Annotated in this window: 11 protein-coding genes; 4 read left to right on the top strand and 7 right to left on the bottom strand. The window is 68.0% G+C overall.

All coding sequences use genetic code 11. The annotated features are described in order from the left end of the window. Positions 1-140: 140 nt before the first annotated feature. From EV137_RS05150 to EV137_RS05165, 4 genes are all read left to right on the top strand, one after another. A complete protein-coding gene (locus EV137_RS05150; protein ID WP_238175095.1) occupies positions 141-2,033 on the top strand; it encodes an SCO7613 C-terminal domain-containing membrane protein in 1,893 nt (630 codons plus the stop codon). Between the two features lie 91 nt (positions 2,034-2,124). Continuing rightward, a complete protein-coding gene (locus tag EV137_RS05155; RefSeq protein ID WP_134126863.1) occupies positions 2,125-3,654 on the top strand; it encodes a PfkB family carbohydrate kinase in 1,530 nt (509 codons plus the stop codon). A 222-nt stretch (positions 3,655-3,876) separates the two neighbouring features. Next, complete coding sequence (locus EV137_RS05160; RefSeq protein WP_134009289.1) at positions 3,877-4,134, top strand: hypothetical protein; 258 nt, start codon at positions 3,877-3,879, stop codon at positions 4,132-4,134. A gap of 68 nt (positions 4,135-4,202) precedes the next feature. Next, positions 4,203-5,204 (top strand): PfkB family carbohydrate kinase, encoded by a 1,002-nt coding sequence (locus EV137_RS05165; protein WP_134126865.1) that lies wholly within the window; start codon positions 4,203-4,205, stop codon positions 5,202-5,204. On the opposite strand, the gene EV137_RS05170 is transcribed toward EV137_RS05165, so the two are convergent. The 7 genes from EV137_RS05170 to EV137_RS05200 form a co-directional block, all read right to left on the bottom strand. After that, positions 5,201-5,770 carry a hypothetical protein gene (locus EV137_RS05170; RefSeq protein WP_134126867.1) on the bottom strand — a complete coding sequence of 190 codons (570 nt, stop codon included), beginning with the start codon at positions 5,768-5,770 and terminating at the stop codon, positions 5,201-5,203. The genes EV137_RS05165 and EV137_RS05170 overlap by 4 nt on opposite strands. Before the next feature lie 75 nt (positions 5,771-5,845). Further along, complete coding sequence (locus tag EV137_RS05175) at positions 5,846-6,676, bottom strand: Mom family adenine methylcarbamoylation protein (protein ID WP_134126869.1); 831 nt, start codon at positions 6,674-6,676, stop codon at positions 5,846-5,848. A 250-nt stretch (positions 6,677-6,926) separates the two neighbouring features. Then, positions 6,927-8,660, bottom strand: coding sequence for an IucA/IucC family protein (locus EV137_RS05180; RefSeq protein ID WP_134126871.1), 1,734 nt, complete (start codon positions 8,658-8,660; stop codon positions 6,927-6,929). Then, positions 8,657-9,904 carry a lysine N(6)-hydroxylase/L-ornithine N(5)-oxygenase family protein gene (locus tag EV137_RS05185; RefSeq protein ID WP_134126873.1) on the bottom strand — a complete coding sequence of 416 codons (1,248 nt, stop codon included), beginning with the start codon at positions 9,902-9,904 and terminating at the stop codon, positions 8,657-8,659. Before EV137_RS05185 ends, EV137_RS05180 begins: the two co-directional genes overlap by 4 nt. Further along, the gene (locus tag EV137_RS05190; RefSeq protein ID WP_134009277.1) at positions 9,892-10,422 is read right to left on the bottom strand and encodes a GNAT family N-acetyltransferase; all 531 of its coding nucleotides are present in this window, start codon (positions 10,420-10,422) and stop codon (positions 9,892-9,894) included. Before EV137_RS05190 ends, EV137_RS05185 begins: the two co-directional genes overlap by 13 nt. After that, the gene (locus tag EV137_RS05195; RefSeq protein WP_134126875.1) at positions 10,419-12,035 is read right to left on the bottom strand and encodes an IucA/IucC family protein; all 1,617 of its coding nucleotides are present in this window, start codon (positions 12,033-12,035) and stop codon (positions 10,419-10,421) included. Before EV137_RS05195 ends, EV137_RS05190 begins: the two co-directional genes overlap by 4 nt. After that, positions 12,032-13,528 (bottom strand): pyridoxal phosphate-dependent decarboxylase family protein, encoded by a 1,497-nt coding sequence (locus EV137_RS05200; protein WP_134126877.1) that lies wholly within the window; start codon positions 13,526-13,528, stop codon positions 12,032-12,034. The genes EV137_RS05195 and EV137_RS05200 overlap by 4 nt, the downstream gene beginning before the upstream one ends. Between the last annotated feature and the right edge of the window lie 86 nt (positions 13,529-13,614).

Genomic DNA, 13,614 nt, shown 5'->3' on the forward strand with positions numbered 1-13,614 from the left:
TCCATCCCCCACCCCCTCCCCCAGAACTCCCTGTCGAACCCCCTGTCGCACCGCCCACCTCACCGCCTGTCGCACCGCCCGCCTCACCGCCTGTCGCACCGGCCGCCGCGCCGCCTGTTGCGGCTCGTTCCACGCGGCCGGTGTCCGGGGCCCGCCCGCCGTACCCGACGACCTTCGGCGATCCCCGCCCGCTCCCCCAACCCCCGACCGACCAGCCCCCGAGGCCCTCCAGGATCCGCCGCCTGAGCCCTCAGGCCACCCTCCTCACCCTCGGCGTACTCCTGCTCCTGGCAGCCGGCGTCACCTTCCTCGCCGTCAACTGGGACAGCCTCCCCGTCGCCGCCCAGGCCGCCATCATCGGTACCCTCGCCGCCCTCTCCTTCGCCGGCTCGATCCCAGCGAGCCGCCGGAAACTGGCAGGCACCGCCGAAGCCCTCGCCATCCTCGGCACCGGTCTGCTCACCGTCGACCTGTACGGCGCCCGCGCCCTCGGCCTGATCCCACCGACCGCCGTCGACGGCTTCACCTACAGCGCGATCGTCTTCGCGACCATCGCCGTACTCGCGCTCCTGATGACCCGCCTCGCCCCCAAGGTCGTCACGTACGGCGTCACCGCGGTCATCGCCGCACAAGTCCCGATCCCGCTCGTCCTGATCGATCGCGCGAGCCTCCCGGTCCTCCTCGGCGCGCTCCTGGTCCAGGTCGTCAGCACGCTGTACCTGTCCGCGAAGGGCACCGCGATCGTCCGCCGTACCGGATCCATCACCGCCGCCATCGTCTTCTGCGGCATCCTCGTAGCCGGCATGACCCGCACGCTCCTGGGCCTCCTCACCACGACCACCTTGTCCATCACGATCGCGACCGCCGCAATCGTCTGCGTCGCCGCAGCGACCGGCATCGCGATCCTCCACAAGCGCCCACTCCCCGCGGCGCTCCCCTCCGGCCTCGGCGAATGCGTCTGCGCCGCAGCCGCCGCCTTCGCTGTCGCCACCACGCTCCCGCAACTCCCCGGCCCGAGCCGCTGGTTCACCACAGCACTTGCCACTCTTCTCGCCATCATCGAGCTCGTCGCTGCCCGCCGTACCGGCAAGCTCGCCGTCATCCTGCACAGCGCAACCATCACGGTGGCCGCCGTCGACCTCACCTACTGCGTGGCCACGGACGACATCCGCCAACTCGGCTACCTCGCCGCGATCCTCGCCGTACTGGCGGTTCTCGCTGCCGTCCGCAAACTCACTGACCCCGTCCCCACCGCAGCCGTCGCCAGCCTGAGCGCCCAGCTCGCGATCGTCCTGTTCGCGTTCGACGGGTACGTCGACACGTGGCCGGCCGCCGTCGCACTAGCCGCCGTCGCCGCGATCGGCATCGCGGTCACCTGCGGGTACGTCGGCAAGCCGCTGGAACCCGTCCTGCTCACTACCGCCGCCTGCGCCGCCGTACTGGCCGAGATCGCTGCCGTGGCGGCGTCCCCCTACACCGCAACCGGCGTAGTCCTGACGATCGTCGCCGCCCCGCTGATTGCCTACGGCATGAATCCGCGCCGCCGCCCGACCCTGCTACAGGCCGCGGTCCTGCTCATCATCGCCAACACCGCCTTCATGCTCGGCGCCGACGCACACACCCTGGAGTGGTACACCGTCCCGCCGGCCCTGATCCTGCTGGCCGTCGGCATCGTTGCCTGGCGCAACCAACCGAGCTGGGTCTTCCTCGGCCCCGGCCTGATGCTCGGCCTCGCTCCCTCCGCCCTGATCGCCGACACCACCGACAACTGGCTCCGCGCAACCCTGGTGGTAGCCGCCGCAGTCCTCCTCATCCTGATCGGCGTCCGCCAGTCCCTCCAGTCCCCCTTCGTCATCGGCTCCGGCGTCGTAGCCAAGATCGCCATCGCCCAGTTCCTGGAAGTAGCCCCCTTGATCCCCCGCTGGATCACCCTCGCCACCGCCGGCCTGATCCTCCTCACCACCGGCGCAACCTACGAACGCCGCCTGACCCAAGCCAAACAAGCCACCCGCTGGATATCGAACCTCCGCTGACTCAAGCGCTTGCCACGACGCGCTGACAGCCGCACCCCGACGCGGAATCCATCGCATACTGAATGTGTTCGCTGACTGCGTTGGGGGACGCATGTTCGACCCTCTGGTCCAAGGGCTGCCTAACGACTCCTACTTGGCGCCTGTCTTCCTGTCGCTGCGAGGTCACGACGGGGTAACCCCGAAACGCCTGGCTGCTTCGGGAATCGCCCAGAACCTGCTGCGTCTCCCCATCGTCCAGAACAAGGCTGTCCAGACAGGCAACAAACCAGCGGACGCGGCATTCGCGGTCATCGTCGAACAAGTCGCGCAACTGGAGTCCCCGACCGACCGCCTCATCGCCGACGCGATCCTCAACCTCGGCATCTATCGCGAAACGTACAAGTCTCGGAACATCTCCGGTCGAGCCATCCATCGCCTCACCACAGGCGGGGTGGGCGACCGCCGACTCGCTGTCGTCGACCAATGGCAGGCCCTGCACGAGGCGCTCGACGCCGCACCACCCGCCGGGCCGGCTCCCGGCGAGCACACGCTGCGCAGCCGCCTGGAACGAGAAGTCTTCGAACGACTGAGCACCTTGCTCGTCAATCCCAGACCCACCTTCGAGATCTCCGCTCCGGGCGAACCGATCGCACCCTCGACGGCGCAGACCGTCGACGCAACAGCTGCCGGGAAGGTCATCGTGGTCGGCGGAGCCGCATTCGACCACACCTGGCGCATCGGTTCGGTGCCTCCGGTGGGAACGTCGACAATGGCGATGGCGTTCGCCCGTACCCCTGGCGGCAAAGGCGTCAGCCAAGCCGTCGCCGCCGCCCATCTGGACCTCGACGTGTCGTTGATAGCCGCCGTCGCACCCGACGACGACGGGCGGGAGATCGAGGCTCACCTCGATCGCGAAGGCGTCGACACCTCCCTGCTCCACCGAGTCGAGCGCCCCAGCGCCAGAACTCCGGCCACCGGAATCTACGAACTGCCCTACGGCAACAGTTCGGCCGCAGTGTTCCGAGACATCGACCTCGACGTGCCCACCATCGACCGCCATGCGGCCGCCCTCACCACCTGCGACGTACTCCTCCTCACCTTCGAACTCCCCATGCCAGTCCTGAAACACGTCCTCGACCTGGTCGCCGACGCCCCGAATCCTCCCGTCGTCATCGTCACACCTGGCCAGCCCTATTCGAACGGTCACCTGGTCAGCCCCCTGCTCAAGCAGATGGACTATCTCGTCGCACATCTGTGGGAGCTGGAGGGATTCGCGTTCTCCGACGAGGCGAAGTACGACCCCGAACTGCTCAGCGACGACCTGCTGAGCCGCGGCCTGAGATCCCTCTGCCTGCTGAGCGTTCCGGACGGCGGAAGCGTTTACGAGCGCGGTAAGCCGACCGCCCAGATTCCCAGACCGCACAGGAACATCCAGGAGGCGTCGATCACGCGGGACGCCTTCTGTGCCGCGTTGGCCGCCCGCCTGATCGAGGACCGATCCCGCACGGAAAACACCTTCCTGTGGGCAGCAGCCGCAATGGCAAGCTTCGCCGACAACTACCACCAGGCCCCCACCACCCACCCGAGCCGAGCGACCATCAACGAACGCTTCGCCCAGATGCCGCGCGGCGAGGCCAGCTGAGGCTGCCACTTGGCAAACCCGCCGTCCGACTTGGCAACCGCGTTCGCCGAACGACCGGAGCGGCGGCGCCAACACCGTCCGCTGCGCAACAAATCCGGCACTGGCGGTCACAAGTGTCCCTGTCACGATCGAAGCAGAGGCACTCCACGCGCCTTCAGCGGAGTCGGCAGGGACCCGATCCCGGAACCGCCGGCCGCGCGAGATCGAGGATCGAGGGACGCCATGGCAACCAACCAGGCACTCGCATTGATGCTCATCTTCGGCTTTTCGTTCGCGATCGCCAAGAACTGGAGGAAGGTACTCGTCTTCCTCGGCGCACTGGCCATGACCGCGGCCCTCTTCGGTGTCTACTCCATCGTCGAGGCGGTCCGCGACATCGACACGATCCACAGCGACGTGGACCCCGCCGGCATCCAGGCCGGTCACCCCGACGCGACCACAGACGCGACCGCACGGTCGGCCGCACCGCGCGGACGCTGACAATCTGACAGGACGGGCGTCGCGGCCGACCCGGCCGCGGCGCCCGGAAGAGGAGACGGTGAGACCCGATGCTCGGCAGATCTAGTTCGGACAACTCGTCGCCTGGCCGGGTTGTCGTTGTCGGTGGCGCGGTCATGGATGCCACGTTCAGGACCAAGCAGTTGCCGGCTCCGGAGACCTCGGCCGAGGCACTCGGCTTCAGCCTTTCGCCTGGCGGAAAAGGCCTGATGCAAGCAGTTGCCTCAGCGCGGCTCGGCCTGCACACCTCACTCGTGGCCGCGGTCGCCACCGACCGATTCGGTGACGAGATCGTCGAGTACCTGGAGCGGGAGCACGTGGCCACGTCGCTCCTCGAACGCGTCCCGAACGCCGACACGCCGTTCACCGGCGTGTTCCAGCAACAGCTCGGCGACAGCATCGCCGCCAACTGGCGCAACGATAAGGAGATCCGCCTGGAGTCCAGCGACGTGGCCGATCGCCGCGAGGAGCTCGCTGGATGCGACGTACTCCTGGTCACGTTCGAGGTGCCCCGCGACACGTTGGAGGACACGGTCGCGCTGGCACACGAACGGTCCGACGAGCGCCCGATCGTGATCGTCACGCCGGGCCAGCCGTACAGCGACGACGCGGTCTCGGCCGACACCCTCGCGCAGATCGACTATCTCGTCGCACATGCCTGGGAGCTGGAGCCGTTCGCGCGCCACGCCGCCTTCGACCCCGACTCCGTGGCCCGCACGCTGCTTGCCTTCGGCGTCGAAACCCTCTGCCTGCTCGGCACCGGCGGCTGCAACGCGTACTCGCGTCCGATGCCCGACGTCCTCCGGGTCGCTGCGCCGCCCGCGATCTACAAGGAGTCGTCGGTCGCCCGCGACGCCTTCTGCGCTGCGCTGGCCGCCCAGTTGATCGACAACGAGAGCAAGTTCTCCGAGGACGTGGCTCGCTGGGCGACAGCTGCCATGTCCTGCGCGGCCTCCGACTTCCCGCGCCGAAACCCCCTGCCGACCCGGCGCCGCATCAACGACCTGCTGGACGTCAGTCGGCTGGAGGGCGCAAGGACGTCCGAATGCTAGAAGAATCTCCTCAGCCGTTCGGGCATGACCGGAAGGTGGTCAGGACCCAGAGCCGTGACAAGTCTCCCCAGGCGATCCTGGACCTCGTCATCGTCGAGCTCCGCGGGACCGAGCCGGAGAACCGACTCGTACGAGACGCCGTGGCTCGAACGGATGCTGCTGTGCGACGCGTGCAGCACTTCGTCCTCGCCGAACGTCGAGGACTGACCGCAGGTCAGGTCGACGATGAGCCGGTCCGGATCGTCGGCATCACCGACCTCCAGCCAGCAGTGGTCCGGCAGATCCTCCGAGGACTCTCGAACGGCCCACACATCGCCGTAGCAGTACACCGCCGGCACCGCGTGGACCTCTCCCAGGACGGCCATCAGCCAGGCCGAGGTCACACCGCACTGCCCTGTCGAAGGTCGATCCTGCTGATCGGCGTAACGCCAATGAACCGTCTTCTCGTCCCACCCCTTCGAGACAAGGTTTCGGTACGCCGTGAGCGCCGTACGCCAGTCTGCCGCCGCCTGATCATGCGCGTGGTCCATCGAGGCCGCAGTAGCTGGATCATCACTCAGAGTCACCTCGGCGATGCTAGCAGCGCAGTTCGACGACCACCAGATCCACGGCCGCAGATCTGCCCGCCGCTCCAGCAGAGCTCAACGGAGTATGCGGTGCTGATGCTCCGGCAGCACGCGTTCGGTCGCACCGCGAATGCGGCAGCAGAAGATCAACGAGTCACGGAGCTCGACCTGACTCCTCCGCGCCTTCCGGTCCAGCGCACAGAGCTCGTCGATGCTCCGGACCGATGGAAAGGCGGCCCACATCTGGCGCAGGCTCATGTACCTACCCCTGTAGTACAGGTATGGCCGGGCCCGGACGGTCATCCACAGCTGCCAGTTGGACGCCAGGTAGCTGGAACCCGTGAAACCAAGATTCGGGTCGACGACGGTGGTCAGCAGCTCGACGTCGCCCCTCTTCTGGAGGAACTTCCGCACCCGTGCCAGCAAGTAGGACACCGCGTTGGGAGGTGCGCCGTCGAACGAGTACACCCGCGACACGTCCCAGACCGCCGCCTGCGGCACACCGAACTGCTGCACCACCTGGTCGGCCACACGCTTCCACTCCAGCGGGGACGCACTGCACAAAGTCAGCGGAGCACCGGTGTCCTTGTCGACCAGCGCGAAGTTGAGCGAGCCGCGCCGGGCGTTGCGTAGGTAGTGCAGGCTGTCGAAGACCCGGCCGGCGTCGTCTCCGATCTGCCGGAACTCGAGTTCCGACAGGGCGTACTCGCGCCGCGGAACCAGGTCTCGCACTGCCCACTGATCCTTGCGCAATCGCAAGGCGTTGCTGATGACAACGGACGCCGCCTCCCAGTAGCTGACGGCACCGGCGCCGTCCGCGTAGCAGGGCAGATGCAGGCGGGTCCGTACGGCGAGTTCGCGCCGGTCGACGCCGAAGAGACGGGCCAGCCGCAGCAGGCGGTCCACGGATTCTGTGACCGTGGGACCGCTGCGGGAATTGTTGGAGAATTTCTCGGACATGAATACGCGCGGCAATTCACGAATTGTCAGAGAATTGCCGCCGAGCTGATCCGGAACCAGATCGCCGGAAATGGCTTCGCACGCCGGACGGCTTGCTGCCAAGGCGGACTGAGGCATGGTCATCCTTCCCCACTCGACTCGCCCGCCCCGCCCCCTGCGCGGCGGCTACGAGTCATTGGCGATTGTCCGCGCAGCCTCATTCCGTTGGCAAGATCATTTCTAAATATACCGGTTCGACGGTGTGCAAGGGATTGGGAATGGTGCCGGTTACTGGTATCGGTGGACGTGTGTCCAGGTCGGTGTAACCGAGTGTCAGGCGGTATCCGTTCAAGGGGTAACGCAGGAACGTTGGGCCGGTCAGCGCGGTGGCTGCCAGTCGGTCGGTGTATTCGGGGTGGTTTTCGGTGTAGCGGTGTACCTCGCCCCGAACTACACCCCAGAAGGTTTCCTCCGGGATGAGTCGGTGGGCGGCGAGAGGGTTGAGGACACCCAGGAGGAGGGCGTCTACGACGTACTGGCGGAGGATTGGCCACGGTTTGCGTGGGAGGACTCGCGCGTGGGAGTCGGGTTCGGGGCCGCGGGCAACTATGGGGTCGATGGAGAGGTTGATGTCGTCGACGAGGTCCTTGATGACGAGGCGAGTGGGGAGGCCGGTGGGTGAGCAGATGACGGCGAGGTTTTCACCGTGCGGGTTGACCGTGATGCCGTAGTGGTGGAGTAGGTGGAGCAGTGGCCGTAGCAGGGTGGAGAGGAAGTGGCCGAGCCAGGTTTCGGCGTCGACGCCGGCGCGGGCGATCGCGGCTGATGCGAAGCCGGGATGGAGTACGGCGGCCAGCGGCCACACGGTCTCGCCGTCTCGCAGGCGGGGGTCGATGGGGTCTCGCCAGATGACGCCCAGGGTCTCGGTCCATTGGTAGGGGATGCCGGTGTGGGTCGAGAGTTCGGGGTGCGGGACGGTGACCGAGGCAACCTCGCCCAACAACTCGGTGCCTAGGTCGCGGAAGGTCTGGTCGCGGGACCAGAGGCCGCGCAGCCATTGGGTGATCATCGGGGCCGCGAGGGTGCAATGCGACGGGATACCGCGGTAGACCGAGGTGTTCAGGATCTTCAGGGGAAGCTTGACCTGGTAGCGCGAAGGATTCGAGATGTTGACCATCGTGCGGATCGACTGGGTCGGGAGGTACTCGTCGGGGCTCTCCCCCAGCACCACGATCTCCCCGGTGGCGAGCTCACGGGCCCATTGGGTGCGGACGACGTGGTCCAGTTGCCACGGGTGGCACGGGAGCCACACGTACGCGTCGGGGTCGTCCAGCCGTGCGCGGAACGCCTCGACGGTGGGAGGGTCCAGCTCTCTGGCGATGACCGAGTGCTCCGAGAGCTCCGGCGTACCGCGGAACTCGGCGAGACCACGTCGTACGGCGAGCCAGACCAGGTGCAGCGGAGTACGCGCCTCTGGGGCGTACAGCTCGCTGTCGGAGGCCGAGAAGCCCAGGCGGCCCTTGTTGGCGACCAGGAGCGGGTGCCCGGTCAGGTGCCCTTCCAGCCGACTGTGGTGCAGCTCTAGCAACTCAGAAGCGGGCACTGCCGTAGAGGCCATCCGTACGTCGGCCGCGAGCGTGCTCGTCAGCTCCGCGACGTACCCAGCCACAGTGGACCCGTCGACCCCCAGTACGTCGGCAGCGTCGACGAAGAACCGGATCGGGTCGGTGGCGACCTCGCTCTCGTCGTTGCCGAGGATGCCGGCCGTGGTACGTCGGATCGACGCCGGATCGACCCGCCAACTGCCGAAGCCACCGCGCGTCGCCTCGAACACGTAGGACACTGCCCCGAGGTCCAGCCGGTTGCCGGCGGGCTCCAGCAAACCCTCCGTGCAGAACTGCGAGATGAGCTTCGCCAGCAGCTCCGCCGAGCACTCGGTCCAGACACTCATCCGGGGATCGCAAACGTCGTGTACGCGGTGGACTTGGGCAGCCGGAACACCTCTCGGCCGGCCACGCTGTTCAGGATCGTTGCGTTGCGGATCGCTCCGATGCCGAGGTCCGGTGCAGCGACGCCATGGCTGTGCAGGTCCGCGTTCGCGACGAAGATGCGCCCCTCCAGAGCGCCCCGCGCGCTGTGGTCGCGGTTGATCACCCATCGACCGGCAGCATCGTGCTCGATCTGTGATTGCAGCGACTCCAGGAACGGCAGTGGGCGGTTCCGGTACCCGGTCGCGGCGACGACGGCGCCTGTCAGGTGCTGGAAGGTCTTCCCGCTGTCCGCGTGCAGCATGGTGAGTTCCAGCCCGTCAGCGCGCGCCACCGCGGAGACGACAGCCACACCACACTGCAGTTCAACCGGCAGGTCCCGCGAGTACAGGACGTCGTGGATGTCGTCCAGCGTCTCCGACGAGATGCCCTTGTAGTGCCGCCACTGCTCCTTCACCAGCTTGTCGCGTACCGGCTCATCCAGTCCGTGGAAGTAGTCGACGTACGACGGGGTCGTCATCTCCAGCACCAGCTTGGAGTAGTCCAGCGGAGCGAACGACGGCGTACGGGTCAACCAAGACACAGCAGGACCGTTGGATCGCAGCAGGTCCAGAGCGCACTCAGCACCCGACTGTCCGGAGCCAACCACGGTCACCCGACCTGTGCGCAGTAGATCCTCCTTGCGGAAGAGGTAGTCCGCGGAGTGCGTGAATCGCTCAGCAGGCAGCCCTGCCAGCGCAGCAGGTACGAACGGCTCGGTGCCGACGCCGACCACCAGATGCCGAGCCTCGACCTGCTCAACGCTGTCACCACGCTCCACAGTCAGCTCGAACGACGAGCCGTTCCACACCACGTCCTGCACGTGGTGACCGAAGTGCAGTGAGTCCAGCTGGGCGGCACACCACCGCAGGTACGTTTCGTACTCCCTGCGCGTCGGATGGAACTTCTCCCGCACGTAGAACTGGTACAGCCGGTCGTTGTCCTTCAAATACGACAGAAACGACAGGTGATGCGCCGGCTCGACCAACGACACCAGATCCGCCAGGAACGACACCTGCAGCATTGCATCCTCGAACATCAGCCCGCGGTGCCAGGTGAACTCCGGCCGGCTGTCGAGCACAGCCAGCTGTACGTCGTCCACACCGTCCGCCAGTGCGGCCAGTCCGAGGTTGAACGGCCCGCAGCCGATCGCAATCACGTCGTACACGTCATGCCTCCCTGCACGGCCCGGGTACGGACCATCAGTAGTGCTGTCTTCTCGGGCAGCTGTAGCTCCCCGTGCTGGACGAATCCGGCCGCGGCGAACGCGCGGACGGAGGGGGTGTTCTCGATGTCCGGTTCGGCGACCACCTGCGCACAGGACGGCTCTGCGCGCAGCACCTCATCAGCGAGCCAGCGCAGCAGCTGCCGCCCGAGGCCCTGGCCGACGCGCGCGACCTCACCGATCGCCACGTGCACGCCCCGGTCCTCTTCGCCGTACGCGTAGTACCCCGCAAGGCGGTCGTGCCGGACCCGGTACAACTCGACGTACGCGAACTCCTCCGCCTCCGCCGCGACCAAGTAGGGCGTGGAGTGCTCCCCCGCAGCTTGTTGCTCGATCTCCTGCGCCCAGCGCTCCACAGACCAGCTCTGCTGCCACCAGCGCCGGACGTGTGGCTGCGACATCCACAGTGCGATGCGTGGGGCGTCTGACGGGCCCGCCGGCCGCAGCTCGAACGACGTCACCGCAGCGGGTTAGGGATGTCGAGGTAGACGGACTGTGCGTCCAGTGGCGCGACTACCTCGTCTATGCCCCGCAGCCGGGTCAGCATGTTCGCCTTGCACGGCAGCATCTCCGCCTCGAGCCACCGCCGCGCCAGCCGATCGCCAGAAGGTCCAGCAGCCTTCAGCAGTGGCAGAGCGAGTGTCAGCCGCTCCCGCACCACACCGAGCAGCTCGTCCTCGTCGGCGACCCCGTCCGCCGCCAGACACCCCACCACGGCCAGCGCCTGGTTGTGCAGCAGGTAGTAGGTCAGCCGGTCGTCGACGATCGGGTCGTCCACCACCGCCAGCGTCGAGTCACGCAGGCCGGTGACCGCCAGCAGACTAGGCAGGTACGACGACGCGAGGTAGTAGCCCTGGTTGTCGCGATAAGCGCCGCCCTTGATCCGCCCTGCCCCGTCCAGCCGCACCAGCGTGTTCTGCTGGTGCGCCTCGAGACCGATGCCCGTCTCGGCGTACAGGTGCAGCATCGGGATCAGCACGTTGTCGATGTACGCCGAAACCCACGCGACCGGATCCTCCGCCGCGAAGACACTCAACCGACTCACACCGCCCGGACGCGGAGCGACGAGCCCCGCCAGGCAGGCGTAGCTGTTGACGTCCGCCGGGACCTCCCGCACAGCAACGTCGAGACCGGTCAACGTCGGTCCACCCTCGTCGAGCGCGACCCAAGCCGGGTCGCGAACGATGGTGAAGCGCGGGTGCGCGGTCGCCGTACCCGCGTTGTACGCCGCGTCGAGCAGTCGATTGATCTCCAGCCCGCGCCGCAGTTCCGTCGGTGTCGACTCCCGCCGCGAGTTCGTGATCCGCAGTCCGAGCGACAGCTTCAGCATCACCGGCAGATCCGGATGGAACACGGTCCGCAGGCTGGACGTCGGGTACCACTGGGCGCCGCCAGGTCCCAGTGCCTTCACACGACCGGCAGAGATCAGCGACGCGACCCGCGGACGCTCGGCCACCGCCGCCGCCTGCCACGGATGAGCCGGGATCAGCACCCGGTCCGACGACGGAGTGATGCCGGCCAGCGCGCCCATCAACTGCACAGCGTCCAGTCCCTGCAGCGAGGGCGCGCCGGCCACCTGGTCCGACGACACCAGTTCGGCGTCGGCTTCGAACCAGTGCACTGCGAAACGGCCGCCGAGCTCCGGCGAGTACGCCGCAAGCTCGTCACCGCTCAGTCCGTCCCGGCTCTTCGGCGCCGGGTGGTTCAGATGCCCGAACAGCAATGCCTGCTCGAGCTCCAGGAAGCGTCCCGGCCCCCGCCGGCCGTCTGCGAGCTCGACGAAGAGCGCGACGTTGCGCACTGATTCCGCCGTCCGCGCCGCCAGGTCGTCGATCTCAGCCGGATCCGCGCCGACGGACAGCAACCGCACGAGTTCCTCGGGTACGGCGGGTACGCCGTCCACCTGTACGTCGGTGAACTGGTGCAACCCGGTCCGCGACGCGTGCGCCACCCGCGCCGTCACCGTCGAACCGCCGACCTCCAAGCTCAGCGCACCGACCGCGACCGGTACGGACGACTCCCGGGTGTAACACCGCAGGATCGCGTTCAGATGAGCATCAGCCGCAAGAGTCACGCCGCTCCTTCGCCGGTCTGGACGTCGAGGCCGGTGGCCACGACCTGGTCGAGCAGGTCCTCGATGTCCGTCGCGGTGGCGTTCGGGTTCAGCAGCGTCAGCTTCAACGCGACCGCCGCCGGGCGGCCGCCGCGGGCCGGCAGCTTGGTCCGGCCGATCAGCACCCGCCCCGACGTCAGCAACCGGCGCCGGACCTCGCCCTGGAGCGCGTCCAGTCCGGACGCGTCCAGGCCCTGCCCGGCGACCCGGAACAGCACCGTGGTCAGGGTCACCGGCGCCAGCAACTCGAGGTTGCTGTCGGCAACGACCCGGGCCGCGGCGGCGTGCGCGAGCTCGTGGCAGGTGTCGACCATCGTTCCCAGTCCGGCCCGTCCGTATGCCGTCAGCGTGGTGGCGACCTTGACCGCGTCCGGCCGGCGGGTGGTCTGCAGACTGCGGCCGAGCAGCCCGTCCAGCCCGGAGTCGATGTCGTCGGCCGGGTTCAGGTAGTCCACCGAGCGGTCGAACGCCGCGAACCGGCTCCGGTCCGCCACCAGCAGCACGCTGGTCGCGGCCGGCTGCCAGCCGATCTTGTGCAGGTCGAGCGTCACCGAGTCCGCCAGCGGCACGTCGGCGAGCAGCGGCGCCAGCCGGTCCGAGAACAGCGCCCCGAACCCGTACGCCGCGTCGACGTGCAGCCAGACGCCGTACTGCCGGGCCAGCGCGGCGATCGGCGCGATCGGATCCACCGATCCGAAGTCCGTCGTACCCGCGGTCGCGATCACGGCCACCGGCGTACGGCCGGGCTTCGCGAGCTCGTCGGCGAGCAGGTCGGTCCGCATCCGGAAGTTCTCGTCGGAGGCGATCGTGATCGCGGCCTGCTCGCCGAGCCCGAGGGCGGCGCAGGCTCGCTGGACCGAGAAGTGGGCGAGTTCGGAGCAGAACACGACCGGCCGGTCGACGCCCTGCAGACCGTTCCGCCGTACGTCGACACCCGCGGCGGCGGCCGCGCTGTCGCGGGCGATGAGGATCGCGAGCAAGTTCGAGATCGAGCCGCCGGGCGTCAGTACGCCGTCCGCCAGCGGGCCGAATCCGGCGAGCGCTGCCAGCGCCCGCACGACCCACTGCTCGATCGCGAGCGTCGCGGGACCGGAGTCGTAGGTGTCCATCGAGGCATTCGACGCCGAGGCCAGCGCGTCTGCGTCGACCGCGACCTGCAGCACCGGCGGCTGCAGGTGCGCCGCGGCGTGCGGATGGCTCAGGTCGATCCCGTGCTCGTCGAGCAGCCCCGCGATCAGGTCGAGCGCGGCGGACTCCCCCACTCCGGTCGACGGCACCCGCGGCTCACCCAGCACCTCGGCAGCGCGCCGCAGTACCGCTCCCGGCGAACCGTGCGGCAACGGTCCGCGCTCACGGTCCGAGACCGTCGAGGCCAGCGGCCAGCGGGCGGCGAACGGATCGCGAACAGGTGCGGGCGGGGCTGTCACGGCGGACAGACGCGCGGGCTGCGACATCCAGATCTCCCGGGAAGTTGTCGAGTAAGGCAACCCTTACTAAGGCAGACCTAACCTTTGTCCGCCTCACCCACCGTGTCAACTCG

It is taken from the genome of Kribbella pratensis (assembly GCF_004366075.1).
Lineage (GTDB): Bacteria > Actinomycetota > Actinomycetes > Propionibacteriales > Kribbellaceae > Kribbella > Kribbella pratensis.